This window comes from Brachybacterium atlanticum (assembly GCF_025669985.1).
GTDB classification, from domain to species: Bacteria; Actinomycetota; Actinomycetes; order Actinomycetales; family Dermabacteraceae; genus Brachybacterium; species Brachybacterium conglomeratum.
This window is the reverse complement of record NZ_JAKJJW010000013.1, coordinates 23,102-49,226: the sequence shown is the minus strand read 5'-3', so window position 1 is coordinate 49,226 and position 26,125 is coordinate 23,102. Positions and strand designations below refer to the sequence as shown.

The window sequence follows — 26,125 nt, the reverse complement described above, 5'->3', positions numbered from 1 at the left end:
CGCAGAACGACATCACAGCACGGCTCTGCGGCCGTCCCACGAGCTCCGAGGAAGGGAAGGGTCCCGACGGTGAACGGCACGCCGGCGCCCCAGGCGCTCTCCGCTCCTCGTCATGTCCCCCTCGCCCCGGCCCTGCCCGTGCACGCGGGCGGACCGCTCACGGTGGCGCCGTCGCCGTCGGCCGGCTCGGTCGGGTCCCGACTCCGGAGAGCTGATCACCCGCAGTGCCCCGCCGTGACCAGTCCGGCCGAGAACACCACCGAACCGGATTTCGCCCCAACCGGCCGCCCCCCCCCGAGAGGAAAGCCGCTCCGATGACCGATCACCTCGTCCCCGCAGCCCCGCACCCCCCGCTGCGCTCCGCGGAGTCCCTCCTCGCCCCCCGTCCGGCGCCCCGCACCGCGCAGCGCATCCTCTTCGGCGACTCCGCCGAGCTGCCGTTCCGCTGGCTGCGCGACTTCCGCTCCGACGAGGTGCGCCAGCACCTCACCGCCGAGAACGCGCACACCGACCGCGCCACCTTCGCGCTCGCGCCGCTGCGTGCCCGCCTCGCGGAGACCCTCGAGGACGAGGTGCCGCAGGAGCTGTCGGTGCCGGTGCTGCTGGACGGCTGGTGGTACATCGACCGCACCCACCCGCTGGACGGCGTCACCTTCTCCCGCGTGCGGGACTCCGAGGCCGTGCGCGGCCCGTCCGGCGTGCCCGTCCCCGTCCCCGGGCAGCTGCTGCCCGGCGAGAGCGTGCTGGTGGAGGACTGCCGGAGGGTGCTGGGCATCGCCCTCTCCCCCGACCACCGCCTGCTCGCCCGGGCCGAGGCCGCCGCGGGCGGCTGCCGCCTCGTGGTTACCGACGCCGAGACCGGCGTGGTCGTGGACGACTCCGTGCACGGCGCGGGGCCGGATGCCGTGTTCTCCGCGGACTCGACCGCGCTGCTCCACACCCGTCTGGACGACCTCGGGCGGCGCGCCGAGGTGCGCCGCCACGTGCTGGGCAGCGACCCCTCCACGGACCCGGTGCTGCTCGAGGAGCCCGACCACTGGTCCGAGCTCGCCCTGAGCCGCTCCCGGGACGGGTCCGCCGTGATGATCCGCTCGACCTCGCCGGTCGCCGCCGAGGTGTGGACGCTGGACCTCGCCGCGCCGACGGCGACGCCCATCCAGGTCACCGACCGCCTGCCCGGCAGCTCCACGGTCGTGGAGCATGCCGGCGACCGGCTGCTGCTGCTGCACGCGGACCCCGTCACCCATCGCTGCGTGCTCGCCGAGGCGCCGCTCGGTTCGGGGACGCTGCCCGGGAGCGCGAGCCCCCTGCTGCACGCGCAGGAGGGCGAGAGCTTCGAGTCCGTGGAGGCCTTCGCCGGCTTCGTCGCGCTGCAGCTGCGCGTCGGCGCCCTGCCGGCGGTGCGGATGATCCCGCGCCGGGCCGACGGCTCCCTCGACGTCGGCGCCGTGCGGGAGATCGTCACCGGCGGACCGCTTGACGCGGTGCGGCTGGAGCACACCCCCGACTGGGAGCAGCGCTCGATCCGCTGCCGGGTAGACAGCTTCCTCACCCCGCCGACGATGATCGGCGCGTCCCTCGACGGCGGCGACCCGTTCGTGCTGAAGCGCGTCGAGGTGCCCGGCCTCGACGCCTCGCGGTACGTCGAGAAGCGGCTGTGGGCGACCTCGCCCGACCGCACCCGCGTCCCGATCTCGCTGATCGCCCGGGCCGACGTGGTCGCCGACGGCACCGCCCCGGTGCTGCTGCACGGCCACGGAGTGTTCGGCCAGTGCCTCGACCCGCTGCTGCAGCCCGAGGTGCTCGCGCTCGCGGACCGCGGCGTCGTCGTGGCCGTCGCGCACGTGCGCGGCGGCGGCGAGCTCGGGCCGCAGTGGCACCACGACGGCCGTCGCCAGCGGCGGATGCACTCGGTGGACGATCTCGTCGCCTGCGCGGATCACCTGGTCGTCTCCGGGTGGGCGGCTCCGGACCGGATCGGCGCCGTGGCCACCGGGGCGGGTGCGATGGTCGTCGGCGCGGCCGCGAACCGGGCGCCGGAGCTGTTCCGGGCCGTGCTGGCGGAGACCCCGTTGGTGGACCCGCTGGAGACTCTGCTGGCCCCAGAGGTGATGCTCACCCTCGAGGAGTGGACCGAGTTCGGGGATCCGGCCGAGGACGAGACCGCCTACCGGACCCTGCGCGCCTGCAGCCCGGCGGAGAACATCCGCGAGACCGAGTACCCCGCCGTCTACGCGTTCACCGCGCTCGAGGGCACGGACATCCCGCCGGCCTGCGCCGCGATCTGGGTGGCGCGGCTGCGAGAGCGGGTCACGTCCGATCCGGTCGAGCGGCCGATCCTGCTGCGGGTCGCCGACTCCCTCGCGGACGGCGTGGACCTCCGTGTCGAGGGAGTCGCCTGGCTCCTGGACCAGCTGGGCGCCGCCGACCTCGAAGGATGACTACTCTCGAGGGATGACGAGCCAGCATCCGGACGCCCCCTCCCCCGAGCGACGCCCCACCGAGCGGATCCACCACGGCGATGTCGTGGTGGATCCGTACGAGTGGATGCGCGACAAGACCGATCCCGAGGTCATCGCGCACCTCGAGGCGGAGAACGCCTACGCCGACGCCCGCACCGCGCACCTCGGCGCGCTGCGGCAGCGCCTGGTCGAGGAGTTCGTCGGTCACACGCAGGAGACGGACCTGTCGGTGCCGGTGCGTCGCGGGGACTGGTGGTACATCACCCGCACCACCGTCGGAGACGACTACCCGAGGTTCACGCGCGTCGCCGACGCGGGCGCGATGCCGCAGGTCGAGCCCGGGGTGATGCTCGCGGGTGAGCAGGTGCTGCTGGACGCCCAGGCCGAGGCCGTGGGGCACGAGTTCTACTCCCTCGGCGGGCTGACTCTCTCCCCCGACCACAACCTCCTCGCCTATGCGGTGGACACCGCCGGGGACGAGCGGTTCACGCTGCGGATCCTGGACCTCTCCGCCGGCGAGGTGCTCGACGAGTCCGTGACCGGCACCGGCTACGGGATCGCGTTCTCCACCGATCAGCAGTGGCTGTTCTACGCGCGGGTCGACGACGCGTGGCGGCAGCACCAGGTCTGGCGCCATCGGATCGGCGGCGATCCGGCCGAGGACGTGCTCGTGCTCGAGGAGGGCGACGAGCGGTTCATGATCGGCTTCGAGCGCTCCCGCGACGAGACGACCCTCGTCATCCAGTCCGCCTCCACCACGACGGCGGAGGCGTGGCTGCTGGACCTCGCCGCGCCCGAGTCCGCGCCGGTGCCCGCGGGCGGGCGGCGCGACGGCGTGGACTACGCGGTCGAGCACGCCGGGGACCGTCTGCTGGTGGTGCACAACGACGGGCACACCGGCTTCGCGCTCGCGCAGGCGCCGCTGGCGGCCCCGGAGCAGTGGGAGGAGCTGCTGGTCGCCGGTGAGGGCGAGCGGCTGCTGGCGGTGGAGTCCTTCGCGGGCTTCGTCGCGCTCGAGCTGCGCGCCGGCGGTCTCGCCTCGGTGCGGATCATCCCGCGGGCGGCCGACGGGTCGCTGCGGCTCGATCAGGCCGAGGACCTCACCCACGGCGGGGAGCTGGACACCGTCGAGCTCGACGCGAACCCGAACTGGGACCAGCAGGCGGTGCGCTACGAGCTCACCAGCCTGCTCACGCCGCCCACCGTCGCCGAGCGGGAGGTCGCCACCGGTGCGACCGAGGTCCTGCGCGTCACCCCGGTGCCGAACTTCGACCCCTCCCTCTACGTGGAGCGGCGCGAGTGGGCGAGGGCGGCCGACGGCACCGCGATACCGCTCAGCGTCGTCGCGCGCAGGGAGGTCGCGGCCGACGGGACCGCACCCGGGTATCTGTACGGCTACGGCTCCTACGAGGTCTCGGTCGACCCGTCCTTCGTGCCCACGCGCCTGTCCCTGCTGGACCGGGGCGTGGTCGTCGCGATCGCGCACGTGCGCGGCGGGGGCGAGATGGGCCGGGTCTGGTACGACCACGGCAAGCTGCTGGAGAAGAAGAACTCCTTCAGCGACTTCGTCGCCGCGGCGGAGCATCTCGGCGCGAGCGGCCTCGTGGACCCGGCCCGGCTCGGGGCCGAGGGCCGCAGCGCGGGCGGGCTGCTGATGGGCGCGGTCGCGAACCTCGCCCCGGAGCGGTTCCGGGCGATCATCGCCGGGGTGCCCTTCGTGGACGCGCTGACCACGATCCTGGATCCCTCGCTGCCGCTGACCGTCGGTGAGTGGGAGGAATGGGGCGACCCGCTGCACGACCCGTCCGTGTACGAGTACATGAAGGCGTACACGCCCTACGAGAACGTGCAGGCGGTGGAGTACCCGGCGATCTTCGCCTCGACCTCGCTGAACGACACCCGCGTGTTCTTCGTCGAGCCCGCGAAGTGGGTGGCCCGCCTGCGCGAGACGGTCACCTCCGACCAGGCCGAGCGCCCGATCGTGTTCCGCTGCGAGATGGTCGCCGGGCACGGCGGCCGCTCGGGCCGCTACCGCAAGTGGGAGCAGCGGGCCAACGAGCTGGCCTGGCTGCTGGATCAGCTGGGGGCGACGGAGCTGCTCTGAGGCGAGCTCTTCCGCGCCGCCCCGAACGCACCGACGCCGCGCTCGCCCCTCGTGGGGCGGGCGCGGCGTCGTCGTTCCGTCGGCCGGCGTGCGGCCTGGAGCGCTCGGGCTCAGAAGGCCGGGATGACCGAGCCGTCGGTGTAGGTCTCCTCGATGAAGGAGCGGACGTCGTCGCTGTGGAGCAGCTCGTCGAGCTTCACGAGGGCCTCGTTCTCCGCGTCGGCGGTGCGCACCACCATCATGTTCGCGTTCGGGTTGCCCTCGCCCTCCTCGATGACGATGGCCTCCTCGGAGGGGTTCAGGCCCGCCTCGAGGGCGTAGTTGCCGTTGACCACGGCGATCGCGAAGTCGGCGAGGGAGCGCGGGATCTGCGCGGCCTCGAGCTCGGTGAACTGCAGGTTCTTCGGGTTCTCGGCGATGTCGCCGGTGGTGGCCGAGGTGGGGGCGACGCCGTCGGCGAGGGTGATCACGCCGTTGGCGGCGAGCAGGTCCAGGCCGCGGCCGCGGTTGGTGGGGTCGTTCGCGATCGCGACCTCGTCCCCGTCCTTCAGCTCGTCGAGCGAGGTGAGGGTCTCGGAGTAGACGCCGAGCGGCTCCACGTGGACGCCCTCGAAGGCGTGGAAGTCGTAGCCCTTCTCCGACATCTGCCCCTCGAGGAAGGCGGGGGTCTGGTAGAAGTTCGCGTCGAGGTCGCCGTCGTTCAGCGCCTGGTTGGGCAGCTGGTAGTCGGTGTACTCGCTGATCTCGAGCGCGAGGCCCGCGCCCTCGGCAAGGTTGTCCTGGACGAACTGGAGGATCTGGGCGTGCGGGGCCGGGGAGGCGCCGATGCGGATCGTGGTCACGCCGTTCTCCTCCGACGGCCCCTCGGTGCCGCCGGCGCCGCAGGCGGCGAGGGCGAGCGCGGCGAGGCCCGCGCCGGAGGCGAGCAGAGTGGTGCGGCGGGAGATGTGGGTCATGGGGATGTCCTTCTCGACGAGGGTGGGATGAAGCAGGTCAGCGGGCCGCGGCGCGGTGGTCGACGGCGCGGGAGAGGGCGGAGCCGAGCGCCTGGACGGCGATCACGATGACCACCAGCACGACCACGGTCGCGACCATGACCACGTTGTCGTAGCTCTGGTAGCCGTTGCGGATCGCGAGGTCGCCCAGTCCCTTGCCGCCCACGGTGCCGGCCATGGCGGTGTAGCCGATGACGGCGATCGTGGTGGTGGTGAGGGAGCCGATGATGCCGGGCAGCGCCTCCGGCAGGAGGACCTGTCGGATGATCTGCCAGCGCGTGGCGCCCATCATCTGCACCGCCTCGACCTTCCCGGCGGAGATCTCGCGCAGGTTGATCTCGATGAGACGGGCGAGGAACGGGATCGCGGAGATCACCAGCGCGAACATCGCGGCGTTCGGCCCGGTCACGCGGCCCACGATGAAGCGGGTGACGGGGATCAGCGCGATGATCAGGATGATGAACGGGAAGGACCGCCCGACGTTCACGACGAAGCCGACGACGCGGTTCACCCAGCGGGCGAGACCGCCGCGGGCGCCGGAGGTCTCGAAGAGCAGCAGACCCAGCGGAACACCGATGAGGGTGGAGAACAGCATGGTCCCCACGGTCATGTACAGGGTGATCAGGGTGTTGGACCACAGCGAGGTGTTGGAGTCCCAGGTGGTGAAGACGGGGTTGTCGAGCCACTCGATCATGCGGTCACCTCCTTCGCGACGACGCCGGCGCTCTCGAGCTCGGCGAGGAAGTCATCGAGCCCCTGGCGGGAGATCGGCTGTCCGGAACGGTTGCGCAGGGCGAGCTGGACCCGCCCCACCTGCCGGCCGCCGATGGTCTCGATGGTGCCGGCGACGAGGGTCGCCTCGGCCTCGTACGTCTCGGCCAGACGGATCAGGTCATCTGTGGTGCGGAAGCGCTCGGAGTCGCCGTAGTCGCAGTTCACGACCAGCGCCTCGATGCCGGTAGGAGCCGGCGGCAGCGGGATCAGCTCGGCGCTGAGGGGGCCGTGCGGATCGGCGGCGACCTCGAGCAGGTCGCCGCTCTGGGTGATCCGCCCGTCCTGGAGCAGGGTGACGGTGTCGCACACCTCGCGCACCACGCCCATCTCGTGGGTGATGATCACCACCGTGATGCCGAGGCGCTCGCGGAGGTCGGCGAGCAGGCGCAGGATCTGCCGGGTGGTGGCGCCGTCCAGGGCGCTGGTCGGCTCGTCGCACAGCAGCACCTTCGGCTCGGCGGCGAGGCCGCGCGCGATGCCGACGCGCTGGATCTGCCCGCCCGAGAGCTGCGCGGGATGGTTGTGCTCGCGGCCGGTGAGCCCCACGAGCTCGACCAGCTCGGCGACGCGGCGCTCGCGCTCGGCGCGGGGCACCCCGGCGATCTCGAGCGGGTGGGCGATGTTCTGGGCGGCGGTGCGGGAGTCCAGCAGGTTCGCGTGCTGGAAGACCATCCCGATGTTCCGCCGGGCGGCGCGCAGCGGGGCGCCCTCGAGCGCGGCGATGTCGGTGCCGTCGATCTCGACCCGGCCCGAGGTGGGCTTCTCCAGCCCGGTCAGGCAGCGGATGAGCGTGGACTTGCCCGCCCCGGAGCGGCCGACGATCCCGTGGATGCGGCCCGGCCCGAGGTGGAGGTCGATCCCGTCGAGCGCGACGACGGGGTCCCCGCCGCCGGGTGCGGGGAAGACCTTGCGCAGTGCGTCGAGAGTGATCACCCCGGAATTCAAGCATCGAGCGCCCCGCACGCCGAGCACGCGTTCATCTGCCGCAACAAACCTCACAGACCTGCAGGTCCCCATGTGGACGGGGTCACGCCGTGCGGTCTGACATCTCTCATCGGCGGGCCGTGAGAGACGCATCCCGGTCGATGACACCGCGCCCTGCCGCGCAGCGCCGTGCACGGGGAGGCTGGAACCATCATCAACCCGGAAGGACCCCACCCATGTTCCAGGACCTCCTCGTCCAGCTGCACGACCTCGTCTCCGGCCTCGCGCCGTGGCAGCAGGTTCTCGCGCTCGTCCCCGCCGGAGCGGTCCCCTTCATCGAGAGCTATCTCGGCTCCTTCCTGGGCACCACCCTCGGCATCCACCCGGCCCTCGCGATCCCGGCGGCGGTGCTGGGAAACCTGGTGGCGACCTTCGTGGTGATCGCGCTGGCCGGCCGCACCCGGGACGCGATCGCCCAGGGTCGTCGGATGCACGGGGTCCGCTCCCCCGTGGAGCCCAGCCCCTCCCGCTTCCGGACCAAGGTCGCCGCGGCGCTGGAGAAGTACGGGATGCCCGGGGTGTGCCTGCTGGGGCCGTTCGTGGTCGCCTCACAGATCTCCGGACCTGCACTGATCGCGCTCGGCGCCGCGCGCGACCGGGTCTACCTCTGGATGGGCATCTCCATCGTCCTGTGGGGCATCGTCTTCGGCGCCTTCGGCGGCCTGTTCCTCGCCGCGATCGGCTGAGCGGATACGCTTCGCCCCAGCTCGACGACCGTTCCCACGCCGAAGGGAGAACCGCGGTGAAGACCCGCACCACACGCCAGTGGAGCGTGTTCTACGCCTACACGGCGTGGTCGGTCGTGCTCATCCAGGCGATCTTCCCGCTGGGGGTCCTGCTCGCGTTCGGCACCCCGGTGCCCGCGCTGCTGGCCGAGGCCCCTGCGGCGACCGCGGTGCTGATCGTGCAGATGGTGGTCGGCGCCTGGTCCGGACACCGAGCGCTCGCACTGTGGTCGGCGGCGGCGCTGCCCGAGGCGCGGGACCGCTGAGACCTCCCGCAGGTGGGCAGCATCCCGGCGGACCGCTCGCTGATCGCCACCGCGGTGCCGTCAGCGGTCATCGTGCTGCTGCAGCTGCTCGGCCTCTCCCCGGCCCCCGTGCTCGCCGCCTCGCTCACGCTGCTCGCCGCCGCGGCGCTCCTGCGATGGCGCTGGCAGATCGGGGCGGCGGTGGCGGTCGCGACGACGGTGATCGCGATGGCGTTCGGGCTCTCCGCCCCCGTCGCCCTCCCCACCGGCGCGCTGCTGCTCGCCGTGGTGCTCACGGTGCGGATGTCCCTGTGGCTGGCGGCGATGGTGCGCGAGCTCGACGACGCCCGCGAGGCGCAGGCCCAGCTCGCTGTCGCCGAGGAGCGGCTGCGCTTCGCCCGCGACCTGCACGACGTCACCGGGCGGGACCTCTCCGTGATCGCCGTGAAGACCGAGCTGGTGGCGCAGCTGGCCGAGCGCGGCGACCCCCGCGCCGCGGAGCACGGCCGGGAGGCGGCGCAGATCGCCCGCACCTCGCTCGCCGAGATCCGCTCGCTCGTGCGCGGCTACCGCGAGGCGGATCTCGCGACCGAGCTGCAGGGCACTGCATCCCTTCTGCGGTCCGCGCACGTGGAGGTCACGGTCCGCGGCGCGGCCGAGGACGTCCCCGCGGCCCGGGCCGGCACCGCCGCCTGGGTGCTGCGAGAGGGCGGGACGAACATCCTGCGCCATGCCGACCCGTCGGCCGTGGAGATCACCCTCCGCGCGGACGGCGTCACGATGGTCAACGACGGCGCGCCCGAGGAGGCCGAGATCCGGGAGGGCAGCGGGCTGACCGGGATGCGGGAGCGCCTGGACGGCGAGGCCCGCCTGGACGTGCGCCGCGAGGGTGGCACCTTCACCCTCGACGTCCGCTTCGATCCCCCGGGAGGGTCCCGATGACCGGCACCGCTCCTCCGGCCGCGCTGCGCGTGGTGCTCGTCGACGACGAACACCTGATCCGCTCGGCGCTCGCGACGATGCTGTCCCTCGAGGAGGACCTCGAGGTGCTCGGCGAGGCCGCGACGGTCGCCGAGGGCGCGCGGCTGATCGCCGAGACCACGCCGGACATCGCCGTGGTGGACCTGCAGCTGCCCGACGGCGACGGGCTCGAGCTGTGCGAGCAGATCGCGGAGGCCTCCCCCGCGACCCGCTGCCTGATTCTCACCTCGCATGCGCGGCCCGGCTATCTCAAGCGCGCCCTCGCACAGGGCGTGCTGGGCTTCCTGCCGAAGACGACCTCGGCCGAGCAGCTCGCTCGCGCCGTGCGCTCGGTCGCGAACGGGCGCCGCGCGATCGACCCCGAGCTCGCCGCGGAGACGATCTCCTCGGGCGACTCCCCGCTCACTCCGCGCGAGGCGGACGTGCTCGAGTTCGCGGCCGACGGCGCCCCCGTCGAGCAGATCGCTCGCCGCGCCCATCTGGCCCCGGGGACCGTGCGCAACTACCTCTCCAGCGCTCAGGCGAAGCTGCATGCCGCGAACCGGCACGAGGCCGCCGCGATCGCCCGCCGCCAGGGCTGGATCTGAGGCCCGCGGAGGCGACTCAGCCCGCCGCGGTCTCCGCGAAGCTCGCGTCGACGATGCCGGCGATGTCCAGCGGCTCCGTGTAGGTGATCTGCTCGGCGTCGATCCACACGGACTGCATGGCCTCGAGCTGCTCGGGCTGCGGGGCGAGGTCGGGGAGGTAGGTGTACATCGGGGAGGCCTTCAGCACCTCGACGTCCTGGCCGAGGGTGTCGGCGAGGATCTGGTAGACCTCGTCGGTCTGCTTCCCGTCGGCCGAGAGCTCCTGGGCACCCTTGGCGAGCGCGGTGAAGAAGCCCTGCGCGAGCTCGGCGCCGACGAAGGTCTCGGAGTACATCACGCCCGTGCCGGTGGTGCCCTTCGCGGGGACCGCGAGCGGGGAGGCGATCCCGGCCTCCTCGATCGAGGAGGAGAAAGGGGCGGACGGAGTCGCCGCGTCGACGGAGCCGTTGGTGAGCGCCGGCTCCTGGTCGGGGGTGGCGAGGTTGGAGATCTCCACGTCGTTCAGGGTCAGCCCGCCCTCCTCGAGCATCGCCGCGAGCAGGTAGCCGCCGGTCGCGCCGGGACCGCCGGCCACCCCGATGGTGCGGCCCCTGAGGTCCGCGATCTCGCTGACGGTGCCGTCGTCGAGGAGGTCCTGGCGCACCTCGAGCGCGGTGGGCGAGTTCGCCGGGTCGCCCGGGGAGATGCCCATGGAGCCGACGACCTTGAAGGCCACGCCCTGCTCGAGGGCGTTGAACATCCCGGCGCTGAATCCGGCGACCATCACGTCGAGCTGGTCGTTGGACAGCATCGGCACGCCGTCCTGGCCGGACTTCAGGGGGGTGAGCTCGAGGGTGATGCCCTCGTCCTCGAAAAAGCCCATGGCGTCCGCGACGTACAGCGGCGCGAACAGGGCCGAGGGCAGGTGGCCCACGCGCACGGCGCCGGAGGCGGAGCCGCCGTCGGCGCCGCCCGAGCCGCTGGAGGAGTCCTCGCCGGTGACGGCGGAGCCGCAGGCGGTCAGGGCGCCGCCGAGGGCGGTGGCGGCGGTGAGGGAGAGAAGGGTGCGTCGTCGCATCGGTGCTCCTAGGGGTGCGGGGTGGTGTGGTGCGGGGTAGGGGTCAGCGCTCGCGGCGCCAGGGCAGCAGCAGCTTCTCGGAGCGGCTGAGGATCGTGGTGACCAGGGCGCCGATCAGTCCGATGACGACCAGGCCCACGTAGAGCTTCTCCGGGATGAACAGCTGCCAGGAGTTCCAGATCAGGTAGCCGAGGCCGGTGGTGGTCGCGCCGGTGAATTCGACGGCGGTGACCACCACGACGGCGGTGCCGGTGGCGGTCTTCAGCCCGGAGAACACGAAGGGCATCGCCCCGGGCAGGATGACGTGGCGGAAGCGGGCGAGGCCCGTGGCGCCGTAGGCGGCGCCGGCCTCGAGCAGCTTGCGGTCGATCGCCCATACGCCGGAGACGGTGTTGATCTGCATGATGAAGAAGGTCGTGATGAACACGGCGATGATCTTCGGCAGCTCGGTGGGCCCGAAGATCATCAGCAGGATCGGGAAGATCGCGATCTTCGGCAGCGGGTAGAGCGCGGAGAACAGCGGGCCGAGCGCGGCGTTCAGCGCGCGCGAGGAGCCCATCAGCAGGCCGACCACGATCCCGGTGAGCGCGCCGAGGCCGCCGCCGACGGCGAGTCGCATCAGGGTGGGGGCGGTGTGCTGCCACAGCTCGCCGCTCAGCAGCATCTCCCAGCCCGCAGCGACGATGCGGGTGGGCGGCGGGAAGAAGCGCGGGTCGATGATCTCCACGCGCGCACAGAGCTCCCACAGCACCAGCAGCAGGATCGGCGTGGCGATCGAGAGGACCAGGTCGCGGGTGGCCAGGCGTCGGTCACGGGCGCGCTGCTCCCGGGCGGCGAGGAGGGTGCGCTGCTCGCGGCCGTCGGCCGTGGTCGCGGGGCGGGGGGCGGGGGCGGGGGCGGTGCTCATGCGGTCTCCTCGGCGGTGCGCGCGTCCTCGCGCAGCAGGTCCCAGATGCGCGAGCGCAGCGCCGCGTACTCGGGGTCGCGCTCGATCTCGAAGGAGCGCGGACGGTCGAAGGGGACGGTGATGTCCTCGCGGAGGGTGCCGGGACGTCCGGACATCACGATCACGCGGTCGGAGAGGATGATCGCCTCGTCGATGTCGTGGGTGACCATGAGGACGGTCTTGCGCTCGGCCTCCCACAGGGCGATGAGCTCCTCCTGCATGAGCATGCGGGTCTGGGCGTCCAGTGCGCCGAGCGGCTCGTCCATGAGCAGCACCGGGGAGCCGGTCGCGAAGGCGCGGGCGATCGCGACGCGCTGGCGCATGCCGCCGGAGAGCTGGTGGGGGTAGGAGTCGGCGAAGTCGGTCAGGCGCACCCGGGCGAGCCAGTCGTCGGCGATGCGTCGGCGCTCGGCCGTGCCGGTGCCGGTCATCCGCAGGCCGAAGGAGACGTTCTCCCGCACGGTCATCCAGGGGAAGACGCCGTGCTCCTGGAACACGAACGCGGCGGGGATCCGGTGGCCCTCGTCCGGCATCGTCACGGAGCCGACGGTGCGCTCCTCGAGCCCGCCCAGGATGCGCAGGAAGGTCGACTTCCCGCAGCCGGACGGGCCGACGATGCAGGTGAAGGAGCCCGGCTCGAGGGTCAAGGAGAAGTCCTCGAGCGCCCAGACGGGGTCGGTGCCGGAGAAGAAGACCTTCGAGACGTCCTCGGCGACGACGGCGCCGGGCGGTGCGGCGGAAGAGGCGGTGTGCATGCGTGCTCCTGGTCCCGGGTCCGGCGGCGGCGACCGGCGGGCGTGCGGGGTCGATCGGGGCGGGACGGTGCGGGCGGGCCCGCGGGGCCACTCTAGACGGCCGTCTCGGAGTGCGGACCCTCGATCTCGCACGACGGACCTCTCGAGGTGGCGGCGACATGCAGTCTTCGGCGGATCCGCTCTCGCGGGGGCGTCAGCGCTTCCGACGGGCGCGGAAGAAGTCGCGCAGCAGGTCGCCGCACTCCTGCCCGCGCACCCCGGTGGTGAGCTCGACGCGGTGGTTCAGCCGCGGCTCGCGCACCAGGTCGTAGAGAGAGCCGGCGGCCCCTGCCTTGGGATCCATCGCCCCGACGACCACCCGCTGCACGCGGGAGAGCACGATCGCGCCCGCGCACATGGTGCACGGCTCGAGGGTGACGAGGAGGGTGGCACCGGTGAGGTTCCAGCGCCCGGTCGCGCGTGCCGCGGCGCGCAGGGCGAGGATCTCGGCGTGGGCCGTCGGATCCTCGTCCGCTTCGCGACGGTTCCCGGCGGTTGCGAGCACCTCGCCGTCGGCCCCGAGCACGACGGCGCCGATGGGCACGTCGGCGGGCTCGCGCTCGGCGGCGGCGCGGGCCTCGGCGAGCGCGAGGCCCATCAGCTCGTCGTCGCTCGGAAGGGATGCCGGGAAGCCGGGTGGTGTCGGGGTGGCCGGGGCGTCGGTCATGCGCTCATTCTCCCGCGCTCCTTGCCCCGAGCAGCCCGGGGCGCGAGACCATCCTCTCCCCCGGGCCGCCGGTCGGCCCTGCGCGGCGTGGCACGGGGCACGCTCCGGTAGATTCCCTCCCATGCGCGTTCTGGAGATCGACCACCCCCTCGTCGCCCACAAGCTGTCGGTGCTGCGCAATCGCGCCACCCATTCCTCGGTGTTCCGCCAGCTCGCCGACGAGCTGGTGACCCTGCTGGCCTACGAGGCGACCCGCAACGTCGCCACCGCGCCGGTGGAGATCGAGACGCCGGTGACCACGATGACCGGCACCCGCCTGACGAACCCCAAGCCGATGGTGGTGCCGATCCTCCGCGCGGGCCTGGGCATGCTGGACGGCCTCACCCGCCTGCTGCCCACCGCCGAGGTGGGCTTCCTGGGCATGGTCCGCAACGACGAGACCCTCGAGGTCACCACCTACGCGAACCGTCTGCCCGAGGACCTCTCGGGCCGTCAGTGCTTCGTGCTGGACCCGATGCTCGCCACCGGCCACACCCTCATCGCCTCCTGCGAGTACCTCCACGAGCGCGGCGCGAAGGACATCACGTGCGTGACGCTGCTGTGCGCCCCGGAGGGCCTGAAGGCGCTCGAGGTGCAACTGGACCCCGCGATCGACCTCACCGTCGTCACCGCAGCGATCGACGAGAAGCTGAACGAGAAGGGCTACATCGTGCCCGGCCTGGGCGACGCCGGCGACCGCCTCTTCGGCGTCGTCGACTGAGAACGCGGCCACTGACCTGCACGAAGGCCCTCCGCGAGGGCCTCGACGCAGGACCCTGACGCCCCGTCGCCGTCCCGAAATGTGAACAGGCGCTTGCCCCTCGGGACGGGACGGGGCATGCTCGTGGACATGACCTCGATCGCCGCGCACCGCGAGACCGCCCCCCGGGTGGTCCGCTCCGGCATGCGCGCGATGATGTTCATGATGATGATGCCGATGATGCATCGTCAGCCGAGCCTCTGAGCGCTCACGACCTCTCCGAGATCGGCTGACAGGAGCCGGCCGGAGGGCGCGGGCTCCAGGTGCCACCGGGAGCACACCCCTCACCGATCCGCCCCAGGCGTCGATCACCCAGGGATCCCGGGCCCACCGCCCGCCGCGCAGGACGCGCCGCATCTCGGAGAACTCTCATCATGACCATCGCCCTGGATCGCCCCACCACCAGCACCACCGCCCCGCACACCCGGTCCGCCGCGCCCCGCCTGCAGCGGGTGGGCGGGACCGCCTCGCGCCCCGTCGCCGCCGAGGACGCCGTCACCATCACGGTGTCGGTCTCCCTGCCCGCCGGGACCGGCGACGTCGAGGCCGCGCTCATCGCCGACGAGCTGCGCACCCGGGCCCAGCGCCTGGTCTCCGCCCGCGGCGGCCGCACCACGGTCTCGGTGGACAGCCCCCGCCCCTTCGCCGCGACCGGCCGCGGCTCCGCCGCACGCACGCTGCCGCCCCGTGCGCAGGGCGCCGCCGCGGTCAGCCCGCTGCGCCCGCGCCGCAAGGGGATCGTCTCCCCGAACTCGCCGGCCCGCCGCGACGCGGAGGCCGCGCGCCGCCGCCAGCTGCAGGCCACCGCTGTGAGCCCCGCGAGCCCCTCGCTGGCCCCTGAGGAGTCGCTGGTCATCGACCTGTTCGGCCGCCGGGTGCGGATCGACGGGCAGGACGTGGACTTCACCCACAAGGAGTTCGAGCTGCTGGCCAAGCTGGCCCGCGACTCGCGCCGCACCATCTCCCGCACCGAGCTCATGGAGTCGGTCTGGGCCGATGCACCCGAGGACACCGGTGAGCGAACGGTTGACGTGCACGTGCGCCGCGTGCGCACCAAGCTCGGCCGCTACCGCCGCCTGATCTCGACGGTGCGCGGCGCCGGCTACCGCCTGGACCCGGGCAGCGACGTCGCGGTCCTGGGGTCCTGAGGCGCCGGGCCGGGCGGGGTCGTCCCCGCTCCGGGCCCGGCGTGCTCCGGCCGCGTCGGCTGCGCGCCGACCGGACCTGCCGTGCTCCGGCTGGGTCGCCGGTCGCGCGTGCAGCGCTCCGGCCGCGACGTCGGCCGTGCGGGATCAGCGGCGAACCGCCATGGAATGCGACGAGCGGCCCGGAGCTCTCAGCCGACAGTGTCGGGGGCTCACGGACCGCTCGTCAGGCCTGTCGTCCGTCAGGGGTGGGTGCGGGCGAACAGGCTGGACGGGCTGCCACAGGTGGGGGAACCTGGCATTGTCGCCCGTCCGGCCGCTCCCCATGAGGGGGGTCTTGAGGAACGGCACATCTCTCAAATTTTCAATGTCTTCCGACGCTCGGAACACTACCAGCCGAACGCGGGGGTTTCATCCCGCGAAGACCGACTCCGTACGTTCTTCGCGTCACGCTCCCCGCTGGGGCTCGCGACCCCTTCCCGAACGACGTCGTGACAGCGAGTCTAGGCCCTGGATCGCCGTCTGTAAACGCACGGGGATGCCCTGTTCTTGCAGGTGACGTGCAGGAAACATAGTTCGGACGACACGCCGGGAAAAGGTCGAGCGATCCCCATGAAAGCGTCAAGAGACGCGGTCGGAGGGCACTTCGCGAACGCGGCGCGGGCGCCCGGCCGGATGGTCGGCGCTCCGGTCGCCCTCGACGTCGGCCCTGCGCTCCCACCGCGCATGCACGGCTCTCCCAGCTGCACCTCAGGAGCGATTCGTCCGACATTCCCGCTCCTCCGCGACGGGAGATCGGAGATGGAGGGTGAGCGAGGTCGCGTCGTCGTGGCGCTTGCGCGGCGCCCGCTCCGGGTCCAGCGCGTCCTCCGCTCGCCGGATCGAGGAGATCACCGCCCGCGGATCCGCGGAGAGGGCGTGAGCGAGCGAGACGTCGTCGTGCAGCCCCAGCAGCTCCACCGCCCGGGTCACGCCGTCGCTGAGCAGATGGACGGCCGCGAGGTCCGCGAGCGGGACCCGGCCCGTCAGCGCCTCGTCCGCGGCCGCCGGCTCGTGGCGGGCGACCCAGAATCCGCCGGGGGCGTTGCGGCACGCCTCGATCGCCTCGGCGCCGCGCTCGCGGCGCACCACCTCCTCGATGCGCCGGTCGGTCAGGCGCACGACGGAGCCGTCCCGATGCTCCAGGAGCAGGGAGGCGTCGCAGAGCACGAGGTGCTCGAGGTGCGTCCCGGTGCGGCGCACGGCGGCCACGGTGGCCGAGGGGCCGCCCGCCTCGAGGTCGCACTCGTGCTCGTGCAGGGAGCGGACCTCGCCGATCGCGGCGGCGAGGGCGCCGGCGAGCGGGAGGGAGGGGTCCTGGGCGCGGGCGAGGAGGCGCGCGGCGAGGGTGTGGGAGAACCAGGCGACGCCGTGACGGCAGCCGGAGCGGAAGCGGGCCGGCACCCCGGCCCCGTCCAGGACCACGGCGACCTCGCCCAGCACCCCCGCCGCGTCCTCGTCCGCGCCGGGCACGGCCGGGTCGCTGAGGGACGTGATGTGCACGCCGCCACTGTAGGCGCGGGAGGGGCCGCCGCGCCCGTACAGTGGTCCCGGACCTCTGCCGCGGACCTCGTCCGGCGGCGCTCAGCATGGAAGGGATGACCAGATGATCGCGCAGGCGCGCATCACCTCCGAGACGACCGCCACGGTGCATCTCGCGGACGAGTCCGTCGAGGTCTCCGGGGCCGACCTCCCCGAGATCCGGGACCGGGTCAAGCAGGTCTTCATCACCTCCGCCAAGAGCGCCGACGAGGAGCTCGACGTGGTCATCGTCGAGCCCGACGTGCGTCACCACCTGCGCGTGGAGCCGAGCGGCCGGATCTCCCCGCGCGAGGCCGACGACCGCCCGCTCTTCGGCCCCGGGGCCGACGAGCCGCTGGTCGCGCCGCCGCTCATCGTCACCGGAGAGCATCCCGCGGTCGACGCCGAGGGCGCCTCGGCTGCGCGTCCGCATCGTGCGCGCCGGCGCCGGGCCGCCGCGAAGCCGCCGAGCACCGTGCCGGGCTCCGCGAGCGGTGCCGCCGAGTCGACCGGGGAGCATGCGGCGGTGACGACGGGCGAGCACGCCCGCATCTCACCATTCGCTTCCGAGGCCGGCGACGTGACGGTGGCCGGTGTCGCACCGTCGGCGGCCGCGTCGATGGCGTCTGCACCGTCGGCTGTCGCGCCCGTCTCGAGCTCCGCGGCCTCGGCCGCCTCCGCCTCCTCGGCGGCCTCCGCGCCGTCGGCCCGCTCGGCCCGCTCCGCGCCGTCGGCCGTCTCCGCCCCGTCCGCGCCCTCGGCCGTCTCCGCACCCTCGGCCGTCTCCGCGCCGTCGGCGCCGTCGGCCGCTCCCGCACCGTCCTCCCCCGAGGTCCCGACGCCGGCGTCGTCCGGCGCCGAAGCGACCGCCCCGGCGGCGAAGCGGCCGCTGCCCTCGCGCGCGGCGGTGCCCGCCGACGGCCGTCCCACCCTGCAGGACCTGCAGTCCTCGACCGCGAAGCACCGGAAGGTGAAGGCCACCCGCGGGTTCCGCGGCGTCATCACGCGGGCCACCGGCGGGGTGATCTCCCCCGGGCCCGGGAGGAAGGAGCGCCTGGAGATCGAGCGCCTGGAGCGGATCCGTCGAGCCCTGGACGGCCCGCGGAACATCGCGGTGGTGAACCTCAAGGGCGGCGCCCACAAGACCACCGCCTCCCTCATGATCGCCGCGACCCTCGGCGTGAGCCGCGGCGGCAACGTCCTGGCCTGGGACAACAACGAGACCCGCGGCACCCTCGGCTGGCGCGGCGTGCCCACCGAGCACCACCGCACCGCCGTGGACCTGCTGCACGACATCGAGACGCTCCGCTCCCCCTCGGCGAGCAACGCGGACCTGGACCCGTACGTCCGGCCGCAGGGCGAGATGCGCTTCGACATCCTCGCCTCCGACGAGGACCCGGGCTCGGCCGCGCTGATCGACGACCGCGCCTTCGGCGAGCTCGACGAGGCGCTCTCGCGCTTCTACCGCATCAAGGTGATCGACACCGGCAACAACGTGCGCGCCTCGAACTGGCTGGCCGCCGTGAAGAGCGCCGATCAGCTGGTGATCATCTCGACCGTCCGCGAGGACACCTTCAACGCCGCGGCCTGGATGATCGACGAGCTGCGCGCGACGGGGCTGGGCGAGCAGGTCGACCACGCGGTGACGATCCTGTCCCACTCCTCCAAGGGGAAGTTCGACCCGACGCTGCGCTCGCGCCTGCTCGCGCACTTCGGCGCGCACACCCGCGCGGTCGCCGAGGTGCCCTACGAGCAGCAGTTCGTCGACGGCACCCACCTGGACTGGAGCCGGGTCTCCAAGGCCACCAAGAAGGCCTGGCTGGACGCGACCGCGCTCATCGTCGACGGGCTGTGAGCCGTCGGGCGGTGAACGGGCGGGCGGTGGACGGGCGGGCCGCGAGCAGGTCGGCCCAGCGCGGTCGGGCCGCGCCGGGGACGTCCCCGCGGCCGTCCGGACCTCTCCTCCCCAGCGTCCCGCCCCGCGCGGCCATCCACAGCGCGACGCCGACCGGCTCGTCCGTCGGCGCCGACGCCTAGGGTGGGCGCCATGCCCGATCGCCGCCTCCACCTCGTCGTCGACGAGGACCTCGGGCCCGCGCTGTGGGTGGCCGAGCAGACCGGCCCGCGCCGGTCCCGCGCCCTGGAGGACCTCGCCGGCCTGCGCGCCGACGCCCCCGCCGCGATCGCGGCGGCGCTCGAGGACGCCCCCGACCAGCTGCGCCACCGCGTGCGGATCCCGGGCAAGGGCGGGGACCGTCGGCTGCCCGCGCTGCCGCTGTCCGGCACGGGCCTGACGGGCCTGGTCGGAGCCGCGACCGCCCTGCTCGAGGCGCGCTTCGGGGACGAGCTGACGGACCGGCTGGCCGAGCTGCTCGCCGACGGGACCGCCGCCCGCCTCGCCGACTCCCTGATCGCGATGCCGAACCTGCTGGCCGCCTGCGTGCTGGACCTCCGCGCCCAGGAGCTGCTCGCCGCACGGCACCTGCGCGCCCGCGCGACCGAGCTCTACGGCCGGCCCGTCATGCAGTGGCGCGCCCCCGATCCTGAGGCGCCGCCGCTGCTGCACGCGCTGGTCGACGGGCACGCTCGCACCGCCTTCGCCGAGCACCTGCGCAGCGCCCCGCCGCCGTCCGCCGATCCGACCGGGGTGCTGTGGGCGCTGGCCGACGACGGCGAGCTGCGCGCCGATCCGCCCGCCCAGCGCCGCCTCACCACCGCCTTCGACGCCTTCGTCGACTCCGGCCGCCCCGGCGTGCGGCTCGGTCCCGGGGACAGTGAGCTGGTGGTGCGGCTGTTCCAGCCGCCGGTCGGCACGGCCTGGCCGCTGCAGACCTGCCTGCGCGAGGACGACGGGACCGTGCACCCCGTCGCGGACCTGCGCGCCGTCGGCGACCTCACCGCGGCCGGCGCCGCCGAGGCCTCCGCCGCCGTGCTGCGGCTGGCCCCCACCGTGCGCAGCGCCGCCGTGGACGACACCGGCGTGGACTGGCTGCTGACCACCGAGGAGGCCTCCGCGTTCCTCGCCCTGGACACCCCCGCGCTCGAGCAGGCCGGGGTGACGGTGCTGCTGCCCCGCGACTGGACCGCCCAGCGCACCACCCTGCGCCCCCAGGAGGCCGAGGAGGAGCCCGGCGAGCGCAAGGGCTCCGGGGTGGGGCTCGGGGCGATGGCGTCCTTCCGCTGGCGGGTCGCCGTCGGCGACACCGAGCTCACCGAGGAGGAGATCGCGCAGCTCCGCGAGGCGCAGGCCGAGATCGTGCAGCTGCGCGGCCAGTGGGTGCGCCTGGACCCCACCACCCTCCGCGCCGCCGAGCGGTTCCTCGACGCGTTCAGCCGCCGCACCCGCAGCAACCGGCTCGCCGCCGGCGAGGACGGCCAGGTGCAGGACGGGCACCGCGAGGAGGCGGAGCGAGCCCGCGACGCCCGGCGCAGGCCGGACCGCCCCGCCGCACCGGCGCTGCCGCCGCCCGCACCGGTCCCCGCCGAGATGGAGGGGCGTGCGCCGTGGATCGAGATGTTCTCGATGATCCTCTCCCCCGAGGTCGCCGACGTCGACTTCGGCATGTCCGCCCTGGTCTCCGGCGGCAGCAGGGGCCTCGCCCGGCTGCTGCCCGGCGCGGAGGGCCCCTACCCCTATCCGCAGCCCGAGACGCTGCAGGCCACGCTGCGGCCCTACCAGCTCGACGGGCTGAACTGGCTGTGGGCACTGGATACGCAGTCCCTCGGCGGGATCCTCGCCGACGACATGGGGCTCGGCAAGACGATGCAGGTCCTCGCACTGCTGTGCCGGGAGCGGGAGGGGGTGCGCAGGGAGCGCCTGGTGGACAGCCCGCTCACGGACCGTCGCGAGATCCCGCCCATGCCCGTCGGCCCCACCCTGCTGGTGTGCCCGATGTCCGTGGTGGGGGCGTGGCAGCGCGAGGCGGAGAAGTTCGCGCCCTATCTCTCGGTGCACGTGCACCACGGCGGGGACCGGCTGCGGGACGAGTCCTTCGTCGACGGCGCCTCCGATCTCGACCTCGTGATCACCACCTATTCGCTGCTGGCCCGGGACCTGCCGCTGCTGCAGGCCGTGCCCTGGCACCGGATCGTGTTCGACGAGGCCCAGCACGTGAAGACCCCCGGCACGCAGGTCACCCAGGCCGCCCGCGCGCTGCAGGCCCCGCACCGCTTGGCGATGACCGGCACCCCGGTCGAGAACCGGCTCGGCGACCTGCACTCCCTGATGGAGGCGGTGAACCCGGGCCTGCTGGGCAGCGCGGCGAGCTTCCAGGAGCGGATCGCCACCCCGATCGAGGAGGACGGCGATGCGAGCGCGATCAGCCGCCTGCGCTTCGTGACCTCGCCGTTCATCCTGCGACGGGTGAAGACGGATCGCTCGATCATCCAGGACCTGCCCGAGAAGATCGAGCTGCAGCGGGTGGTGAACCTGACCCCCGAGCAGGCCGGACTCTACGAGGCGATCGTGAACGAGCTGATGGTCCAGCTCGACGGGGCCGAGCAGAACAAGCGCCGCACCCTCGTCGTCTCCGCGATCACCCGGCTGAAGCAGGTGTGCAACCATCCCGCCCACTATCTCGGGGACGGCTCGCCGCTGGTGCGCGGCGGCGAGCACCGCTCGGGCAAGCTGGAGCTGGTGGACGACCTGCTCACCTCCGCCTTCGAGAAGGGCGAGAAGACGCTGCTGTTCACGCAGTTCACCACCTTCGGGCACCTGCTGGTCCCCTACTGGACCGAGCGCTTCGCCGAGCTCGGCATCGACTCGGTGCCCTTCCTCCACGGCGGGGTCGCCAAGCGTGACCGGGACCGGATGGTCGCCGAGTTCCAGGAGCAGCGGGACCGGCCGGGGCTGATGCTGCTGAGCCTGCGCGCCGGTGGCACGGGCCTGACCCTCACGGCCGCGAACCATGTGGTGCACCTGGACCGCTGGTGGAACCCGGCGGTGGAGAACCAGGCCACCGACCGTGCCTTCCGGATCGGCCAGCGCCGCGACGTCACCGTGAACACGCTGGTCAGCGCCGGGACGGTCGAGGAGAAGATCGACACCGTGCTCGAGGACAAGCAGGCCCTGGCCGACCTCACGGTGGGTCACGGGGAGGACTGGCTCGCCCAGCTCGACGACGACCGTCTGCTGGACCTGCTCTCCCTGGACGAGACGGACGAGGACCGAGGGGAGGGGACCCGATGAGCATCCAGCTGCGCTCCCGCCGGGGACCGATCGGCACCGCCTGGCAGGCGGTCGCCCTGCGCGAGGCCGCCGAGCGGCTGCTCGGATCGGGCAGGGCCGGCCGCGGCCGCGCCGATGCGCGCGCCGGCCGCGTGCAGTGGCTCGAGGTCGAGCCGGGCGCCGCCCGCGCCGCGGTCGAGGACCTCGACGGCGGCCTGCACCAGGCCCGTCTGGACCTGCCCGCCTATCGCGACGGGGACCGGGAGGTGTTCCTGCAGGTCGCCCGCGCCCACCCCGAGCTGCCCGCGCGGCTGGCCGCCGGCACCTATCCCGAGCAGATCGAGGCCGAGCTCGCTCCCTCGATGCTCTCGCTGCTGCCGCGGGACGCCGCCGAGCTCTCCCACGACTGCGACTGCTTGGACTGGCCCGGTCCCTGCCGTCACGTCTCCGCGCTCGTGTACGTGCTCGTGGAGGCGGTGGACGAGCATCCCGTGCACCTGCTGACCCTGCGCGGGTTCCGGCTCGAGGAGCTCGTCGCGCCGGTGGCCCCGGCGGCGGGCGCCGCGGGCCCGCCCCGCGGCGAGGACACGGACGACGCCGGGGACGGGGCGCCGGACGCGTCGGACGAGGGGGAGGCGGCGCCGGAGCCTGCGCCCTACGACGCGCGGCACACCGATCCCGCGCGCCTGGCCGAGGTGGTCGGCGAGGAGGCCGCCGCGATCATCGCCGCGTTCTACCACGCGGGGACCGCGGAGGCATCGAGCGGAGGCCCGGGCGGGGAGCTGGTCGACGGGACGAGCGGGGAGCCTGTCGACGGGACGGGCGAAGACCCGGAGCGGGGCTGAGCGCCCGCAGCGCGGCCGCGATCGGGCCGTCCACAGCGGCAGCGCATCCGGTCGGCGCGGTCGCCGCGCCGCACTACAGTGGAAGCCATGCCGTCCAGCGCCGAGAGCCCCCGTCCCCACGTCCCCGCGGAGGCGGTCACCGCCATCGCCGCCCTCGCCGAGAACGCCGTCGCCGAGCACCGCACCTCGGGCGTGACCTGGGCGATCATCGGCGGCCACGCCCACGATCAGGCGATCCTCACCCACGGCGCGGCCGGGCACCGCGAGCTCGCGGACGGCCGCCCGGCCCCCGGCTCCTCCCCGATGGACCGCGCGACCGTCTCCCGCATCGCCTCGATGACGAAGTCCTTCACCTCCGCGACGATCCTCGCCCTGCGCGACGAGGGCCGACTGACCCTGGACGACCCGATCTCCGCGCACGTGCCCGAGGCGGAGGGTGCGTTCGAGCTCGCGGACGACGACCGCGAGCCGACCCTGCGCCGCCTGCTGACGATGGACGCCGGGCTGATCACCGACAACCCCTGGGGCGACCGCCAGGAGGCGATGACCCGCGAGCAGTTCGCCGCCGTGCTCCGCGGCGGGCTCGGCCACGTGCACCGCCCCGGCGGCGGGTTCGAGTACTCCAACACCGGCTACGCGCTGCTGGGCCGGGTGATCGACGAGGTCACCGGCTCGGACTACGCGACCGAGATCCGTCGCCGCTTCCTGGACCCGCTCGGCCTCACGGCCACGGGCTGGTCCGCCGGCGAGATCGACACCGGCCGTCTCGCGACCGGGCACCGGCTCGCCGACCGCACCGACGCGACCCGCTTCGAGGCCGTGCCGCTGGACTCCCCCGGCGTGTACGGGGCGATGGCGGGGCTGTTCTCGAGCGTCGACGACGTGGCGACCTGGGTGCGCTTCCTCTCCGCCGCCGACGCTCCCGACAGCGCCTCGCGCGGGGCGGGACCGCTCGCGACCGCCTCCCGCCGGGAGATGCAGCAGCTGCACCGCCATCAGGCGCTCGCGCCGCTCCCCGCCGGACAGGACGGGATCTCCCCCGGCTTCGACCGGGTGCGCGGCTACGGCTTCGGCCTGGTGATCGAGCACTTCCCGGACCTGGGCGAGGTGATCTCCCATTCCGGCGGCTATCCGGGCTACGGCTCGTTCATGGTCTGGCACCGCGACTCCGGCGTGGGCGTGGTGGCGCTGGCGAACTCGAAGTACGCCCCGGCCACTCCCCTGTCGATGCAGGCGCTGCGGATCCTGCAGCGCGAGGCGCCGGAGCTGCTGGCCGGTCGCGCGCCGGAGGCGGCGCCGCGCACCCTCGAGGCGGCCCGCGCGGCGCTGGACTGGATGCGCACCGGCGAGGACGGCCTGGCCGACGCCTGGTTCGCGGACAACATGGACCTGGACGTGCCGCGGGCGGAGCGACGCCGCCGGCTGGAGAAGGCGCTGGTCGCGACCGGGCTCGACACCTCGGCGCTCGAGGGGCTGCGGGTCCGGGACGCCCAGGTGCTGAGCCGGGCGCGGCTGCGCTGGACGGTGCCCGCCCGGTGCGGCGCAGGCTCGGCGAGCGGCGCGGGCTCGGCGGGGAGCGCGAGCGGCGGCGGGGCGGCTGCCGGTGCTGCCAGGTCCGTCGGAGGTGTCGCGCCCGCCGACGGCGCCGCGACGGCGCCGTCGGCGCTGCAGGTGGAGCTGCTCATGGACCCGCGGCGCGAGGGGCTCGTGCAGTCCCTGGACACCATCGCGCGCTGATCGTGGCGCGGGGACGGGGGCCCGCCTCAGGGCGGGCTCCTGCAGTCCGTGTCGGGCCCTGCCGCTCCGAAGGAACGCCGGGTGCGAGTCCGGGTGTCAGTCCGCGGGGTGCTCGTCGGCGGCGGGGAGATCCCCCGCAGCCTGGACCGGGCCCTCAGCCTGGGAGACCACCTGGGCGATGACGGTCCCGTCGGCCGCCGGCCCCTCCGGCAGGGCGGTCGCGTTCCCGTCGAAGACCACCAGCAGCACGATCGCGACGATCACGCCGAGCACCAGCGCGGAGCCGGCGCCGAGCCCGATCGCGATCATGGTGCTGCGGTCGCGCGGCGGGCGTCCGCCCGTCGGGCCGCCGATGGTCGTGGTGGTGCCGGCGAAGGTGTGGGGCGAGGTGCCCGGGCCGGGCTGGCCGGGGCGGGTGCCGGGACCGCCCGCGCCCTGTCCTCCCGGCCCCTGTCCTCCCTGCCCCGGACCGGCCGCGGTCGCACCACCGGGTCGCTGCGCCCACTGCGGGCCCGTCTGCGGCGAGGCCGAGCCGACGGAGAAGCCCTGCTGGACCTGACCGGCGCGGATCGCCTCCATCGAGGAGGGCGCGACCTGGGCGGCGGGCCGCTCGGGACGGACCGCGCCCGGGGCGTTCGGCGGCAGCGGGTCCAGGGTGTCCTGGAAGGTCAGCGGCGCGCCGTCGGCGTGGGTGAGCGGGTAGCCGGGCGGCACGCGCGGGAGATCGCGGCGCACCGCGTCGGCGTCCTGGTAGCGGTCCTCGGGCTGGGCGGCGACCAGGCGGCGGATCACGGCGGAGAGCTTCGGGGTGACGCCGCGCAGCAGCTGGGTGAGCTCGTCGGGGCGGAAGGCGCCGTCGTGCAGCTTGATCGGCCCGTTCAGCGCGACCAGCGCGACCACGCCTGCGGCGTAGAGGTCGTGGGAGGGGGCCGGCTCCGCCATCGCGAACAGCTCCGGCGCCATGTAGCCGGGGGTGCCGTTGACCATGCCGACATGCGTGAAGCGCACGTCGGTCTCGTGGACGGCGATCCCGAAGTCGGCCAGGCGCGAGACGGGGAACTGGCGCCCGCGGGGCTCGAACATGATGTTCGCGGGCTTCACGTCGCGGTGGATCCAGCCCTCGGCGTGCACATGGGAGAGCCCGTCCAGCAGCTGGTCGAGGATCACCACGACGGCGGGCTCGGCGAGCTTGCCGCGAGTCTTGATCACCGACTCGAGCGTCCCTCCGGAGACCAGCGGCATCGCGATCACGACGTGCTCGTCCTCGGCGCCCCAGCCGTAGGGGGTCAGCAGGTGCGGATGGTCGAAGCTGACGCCCTTCTCGCGCACGAAGCGCATGAGGTCGGCGGAATCGCGCTGACGCAGGACCTTCGCGGCGCACAGCTCCTGGGTCTTCGAGTCCCAGGCGCGCCACACGGACCCGGACCCGCCCTTGGCGATCAGGTCGATGAGCGCGAAGCGCCCGACAATAACGTCAGCCATGATTTCCCAGCATAACCTCAGCGCTCGGACCGAGGTTATGCTGACGGGGATCCCTGCCGCCCGGGCGCG

The 26,125-nt window shown here is 73.7% G+C and carries 21 protein-coding genes; 12 read left to right on the top strand and 9 right to left on the bottom strand.

Annotated features, from left to right (window positions below; all coding sequences use genetic code 11):
* The first annotated feature begins 314 nt into the window (after window positions 1–314).
* Together L3K22_RS08385 and L3K22_RS08380 are read left to right on the top strand one after the other, a co-directional pair.
* Window positions 315–2,441 (top strand): prolyl oligopeptidase family serine peptidase, encoded by a 2,127-nt coding sequence (locus L3K22_RS08385; protein ID WP_263310966.1) that lies wholly within the window; start codon window positions 315–317, stop codon window positions 2,439–2,441.
* A gap of 13 nt (window positions 2,442–2,454) precedes the next feature.
* Window positions 2,455–4,566: a S9 family peptidase gene (locus tag L3K22_RS08380; RefSeq protein ID WP_263310965.1), complete on the top strand. Its 2,112-nt coding sequence runs from the start codon at window positions 2,455–2,457 to the stop codon at window positions 4,564–4,566.
* Window positions 4,567–4,676: 110 nt separating this feature from the next.
* Here L3K22_RS08380 and L3K22_RS08375 read toward each other — a convergent pair whose 3' ends face one another.
* The 3 genes from L3K22_RS08375 to L3K22_RS08365 are packed head-to-tail and all read right to left on the bottom strand — an operon-like array spanning window position 4,677 to window position 7,268.
* Entirely contained in the window at window positions 4,677–5,522 is an 846-nt protein-coding gene (locus tag L3K22_RS08375) for a MetQ/NlpA family ABC transporter substrate-binding protein (protein WP_263310964.1), read from the bottom strand.
* 37 nt (window positions 5,523–5,559) lie between these two features.
* A complete protein-coding gene (locus tag L3K22_RS08370; protein WP_191459523.1) occupies window positions 5,560–6,255 on the bottom strand; it encodes a methionine ABC transporter permease in 696 nt (231 codons plus the stop codon).
* Window positions 6,252–7,268 (bottom strand): methionine ABC transporter ATP-binding protein, encoded by a 1,017-nt coding sequence (locus tag L3K22_RS08365; protein ID WP_263310963.1) that lies wholly within the window; start codon window positions 7,266–7,268, stop codon window positions 6,252–6,254. Before L3K22_RS08365 ends, L3K22_RS08370 begins: the two co-directional genes overlap by 4 nt.
* A gap of 227 nt (window positions 7,269–7,495) precedes the next feature.
* Here L3K22_RS08365 and L3K22_RS08360 point away from each other — a divergent pair, with 227 nt between their 5' ends.
* Genes L3K22_RS08360 through L3K22_RS08345 form a run of 4 tightly spaced genes read left to right on the top strand, consistent with a single transcriptional unit; the run spans window position 7,496 to window position 9,857 of the window.
* Window positions 7,496–8,005, top strand: a complete 510-nt coding sequence (locus tag L3K22_RS08360) for a hypothetical protein (RefSeq protein ID WP_263310962.1) — start codon at window positions 7,496–7,498, stop codon at window positions 8,003–8,005.
* A 56-nt stretch (window positions 8,006–8,061) separates the two neighbouring features.
* Window positions 8,062–8,310, top strand: coding sequence for a hypothetical protein (locus tag L3K22_RS08355; RefSeq protein WP_263310961.1), 249 nt, complete (start codon window positions 8,062–8,064; stop codon window positions 8,308–8,310).
* A gap of 12 nt (window positions 8,311–8,322) precedes the next feature.
* Window positions 8,323–9,231: a sensor histidine kinase gene (locus L3K22_RS08350; RefSeq protein WP_263310960.1), complete on the top strand. Its 909-nt coding sequence runs from the start codon at window positions 8,323–8,325 to the stop codon at window positions 9,229–9,231.
* Complete coding sequence (locus L3K22_RS08345; protein WP_263310959.1) at window positions 9,228–9,857, top strand: response regulator transcription factor; 630 nt, start codon at window positions 9,228–9,230, stop codon at window positions 9,855–9,857. The genes L3K22_RS08350 and L3K22_RS08345 overlap by 4 nt, the downstream gene beginning before the upstream one ends.
* Before the next feature lie 16 nt (window positions 9,858–9,873).
* Here the strand turns inward: L3K22_RS08345 and L3K22_RS08340 are convergent, their stop codons facing one another.
* The 4 genes from L3K22_RS08340 to tadA form a co-directional block, all read right to left on the bottom strand.
* Complete coding sequence (locus L3K22_RS08340; RefSeq protein ID WP_263310958.1) at window positions 9,874–10,914, bottom strand: ABC transporter substrate-binding protein; 1,041 nt, start codon at window positions 10,912–10,914, stop codon at window positions 9,874–9,876.
* Window positions 10,915–10,957: 43 nt separating this feature from the next.
* Window positions 10,958–11,821, bottom strand: coding sequence for an ABC transporter permease (locus L3K22_RS08335; RefSeq protein ID WP_263310957.1), 864 nt, complete (start codon window positions 11,819–11,821; stop codon window positions 10,958–10,960).
* Entirely contained in the window at window positions 11,818–12,615 is a 798-nt protein-coding gene (locus L3K22_RS08330; RefSeq protein ID WP_263310956.1) for an ABC transporter ATP-binding protein, read from the bottom strand. Before L3K22_RS08330 ends, L3K22_RS08335 begins: the two co-directional genes overlap by 4 nt.
* Window positions 12,616–12,808: 193 nt before the next feature.
* Window positions 12,809–13,252, bottom strand: coding sequence for a tRNA adenosine(34) deaminase TadA (gene tadA / locus L3K22_RS08325; protein ID WP_373318015.1), 444 nt, complete (start codon window positions 13,250–13,252; stop codon window positions 12,809–12,811).
* Window positions 13,253–13,442: 190 nt separating this feature from the next.
* Here tadA and upp point away from each other — a divergent pair, with 190 nt between their 5' ends.
* Window positions 13,443–14,081, top strand: a complete 639-nt coding sequence (gene upp, locus L3K22_RS08320; RefSeq protein ID WP_263310954.1) for a uracil phosphoribosyltransferase — start codon at window positions 13,443–13,445, stop codon at window positions 14,079–14,081.
* Between the two features lie 413 nt (window positions 14,082–14,494).
* The gene (locus tag L3K22_RS08315; RefSeq protein WP_263310953.1) at window positions 14,495–15,268 is read left to right on the top strand and encodes a winged helix-turn-helix domain-containing protein; all 774 of its coding nucleotides are present in this window, start codon (window positions 14,495–14,497) and stop codon (window positions 15,266–15,268) included.
* Window positions 15,269–16,015: 747 nt separating this feature from the next.
* On the opposite strand, the gene L3K22_RS08310 is transcribed toward L3K22_RS08315, so the two are convergent.
* On the bottom strand, window positions 16,016–16,807 hold the full coding sequence (locus L3K22_RS08310; protein WP_263310952.1) for a protein phosphatase 2C domain-containing protein: 792 nt from the start codon (window positions 16,805–16,807) through the stop codon (window positions 16,016–16,018).
* Window positions 16,808–16,910: 103 nt separating this feature from the next.
* Between L3K22_RS08310 and L3K22_RS08305 the strand changes: the two genes are divergently transcribed.
* The 4 genes from L3K22_RS08305 to L3K22_RS08290 all read left to right on the top strand — a co-directional run bounded on the left by L3K22_RS08305 (window position 16,911) and on the right by L3K22_RS08290 (window position 24,574).
* Entirely contained in the window at window positions 16,911–18,680 is a 1,770-nt protein-coding gene (locus L3K22_RS08305; RefSeq protein WP_263310951.1) for a MinD/ParA family ATP-binding protein, read from the top strand.
* A 192-nt stretch (window positions 18,681–18,872) separates the two neighbouring features.
* A complete protein-coding gene (locus L3K22_RS08300) occupies window positions 18,873–22,013 on the top strand; it encodes a DEAD/DEAH box helicase (RefSeq protein ID WP_263310950.1) in 3,141 nt (1,046 codons plus the stop codon).
* The gene (locus L3K22_RS08295; protein ID WP_263310949.1) at window positions 22,010–22,837 is read left to right on the top strand and encodes an SWIM zinc finger family protein; all 828 of its coding nucleotides are present in this window, start codon (window positions 22,010–22,012) and stop codon (window positions 22,835–22,837) included. The genes L3K22_RS08300 and L3K22_RS08295 overlap by 4 nt, the downstream gene beginning before the upstream one ends.
* Window positions 22,838–22,924: 87 nt before the next feature.
* A complete protein-coding gene (locus L3K22_RS08290) occupies window positions 22,925–24,574 on the top strand; it encodes a serine hydrolase domain-containing protein (RefSeq protein WP_263310948.1) in 1,650 nt (549 codons plus the stop codon).
* 96 nt (window positions 24,575–24,670) lie between these two features.
* On the opposite strand, the gene L3K22_RS08285 is transcribed toward L3K22_RS08290, so the two are convergent.
* On the bottom strand, window positions 24,671–26,056 hold the full coding sequence (locus L3K22_RS08285; RefSeq protein WP_263310947.1) for a serine/threonine-protein kinase: 1,386 nt from the start codon (window positions 26,054–26,056) through the stop codon (window positions 24,671–24,673).
* Window positions 26,057–26,125 lie beyond the last annotated feature (69 nt).

Excerpts from the sequence above, each read along its gene's own strand:
- L3K22_RS08385 (WP_263310966.1), top strand. The coding sequence starts at position 315 with ATGACCGATCACCTCGTCCCCGCAGCCCCGCACCCCCCGCTGCGCTCC.
- L3K22_RS08380 (WP_263310965.1), top strand. The coding sequence starts at position 2,455 with ATGACGAGCCAGCATCCGGACGCCCCCTCCCCCGAGCGACGCCCCACC.
- L3K22_RS08375 (WP_263310964.1), bottom strand. The coding sequence starts at position 5,522 with ATGACCCACATCTCCCGCCGCACCACTCTGCTCGCCTCCGGCGCGGGC.
- L3K22_RS08370 (WP_191459523.1), bottom strand. The coding sequence starts at position 6,255 with ATGATCGAGTGGCTCGACAACCCCGTCTTCACCACCTGGGACTCCAAC.
- L3K22_RS08360 (WP_263310962.1), top strand. The coding sequence starts at position 7,496 with ATGTTCCAGGACCTCCTCGTCCAGCTGCACGACCTCGTCTCCGGCCTC.
- L3K22_RS08345 (WP_263310959.1), top strand. The coding sequence starts at position 9,228 with ATGACCGGCACCGCTCCTCCGGCCGCGCTGCGCGTGGTGCTCGTCGAC.
- L3K22_RS08340 (WP_263310958.1), bottom strand. The coding sequence starts at position 10,914 with ATGCGACGACGCACCCTTCTCTCCCTCACCGCCGCCACCGCCCTCGGC.
- L3K22_RS08335 (WP_263310957.1), bottom strand. The coding sequence starts at position 11,821 with ATGAGCACCGCCCCCGCCCCCGCCCCCCGCCCCGCGACCACGGCCGAC.
- L3K22_RS08330 (WP_263310956.1), bottom strand. The coding sequence starts at position 12,615 with ATGCACACCGCCTCTTCCGCCGCACCGCCCGGCGCCGTCGTCGCCGAG.
- tadA (WP_373318015.1), bottom strand. The coding sequence starts at position 13,252 with ATGGGCCTCGCGCTCGCCGAGGCCCGCGCCGCCGCCGAGCGCGAGCCC.
- upp (WP_263310954.1), top strand. The coding sequence starts at position 13,443 with ATGCGCGTTCTGGAGATCGACCACCCCCTCGTCGCCCACAAGCTGTCG.
- L3K22_RS08315 (WP_263310953.1), top strand. The coding sequence starts at position 14,495 with ATGACCATCGCCCTGGATCGCCCCACCACCAGCACCACCGCCCCGCAC.
- L3K22_RS08305 (WP_263310951.1), top strand. The coding sequence starts at position 16,911 with ATGATCGCGCAGGCGCGCATCACCTCCGAGACGACCGCCACGGTGCAT.
- L3K22_RS08300 (WP_263310950.1), top strand. The coding sequence starts at position 18,873 with ATGCCCGATCGCCGCCTCCACCTCGTCGTCGACGAGGACCTCGGGCCC.
- L3K22_RS08295 (WP_263310949.1), top strand. The coding sequence starts at position 22,010 with ATGAGCATCCAGCTGCGCTCCCGCCGGGGACCGATCGGCACCGCCTGG.
- L3K22_RS08290 (WP_263310948.1), top strand. The coding sequence starts at position 22,925 with ATGCCGTCCAGCGCCGAGAGCCCCCGTCCCCACGTCCCCGCGGAGGCG.
- L3K22_RS08285 (WP_263310947.1), bottom strand. The coding sequence starts at position 26,056 with ATGGCTGACGTTATTGTCGGGCGCTTCGCGCTCATCGACCTGATCGCC.